This window comes from Erwinia aeris (assembly GCF_041224955.1).
GTDB lineage: Bacteria > Pseudomonadota > Gammaproteobacteria > Enterobacterales > Enterobacteriaceae > Erwinia > Erwinia aeris.
This window is the reverse complement of record NZ_JBGFFX010000036.1, coordinates 1-348: the sequence shown is the minus strand read 5'-3', so window position 1 is coordinate 348 and position 348 is coordinate 1. Positions and strand designations below refer to the sequence as shown.

The 348-nt window shown below is 49.4% G+C and carries 1 tRNA gene; it reads left to right on the top strand.

Annotated elements, in window-relative coordinates:
- Positions 1–184 precede the first annotated feature (184 nt).
- Positions 185–260: transfer RNA gene (locus AB6T85_RS23725), tRNA-Thr, on the top strand.
- Positions 261–348 lie beyond the last annotated feature (88 nt).

The following is a 348-nucleotide window of genomic DNA, read 5'->3' as shown; positions in this document are numbered from 1 at the left end:
TTTAAGCAGTAAACTGGTATTACGAGGCAGTTCACTACTCTCAGAGAGTAGGACAAACAAGCCGTAAGGCGAAGTTTGAACGTTGCGATGCAACGGCCCGTAGGGTGAACAAAGGTTCATCAACTGCCAGGCATCAAATTAAGCATTAAGCGTGACTATTCCGCTTACTGTAAGTAATAAGCGTGCTGATATGGCTCAGTTGGTAGAGCGCACCCTTGGTAAGGGTGAGGTCCCCAGTTCGACTCTGGGTATCAGCACCACTAATATGGCTTGAGTGCGGTAAAAGAATTTGCCTGGCGGCTTTAGCGCGGTGGTCCCACCTGACCCCATGCCGAACTCAGAAGTGAA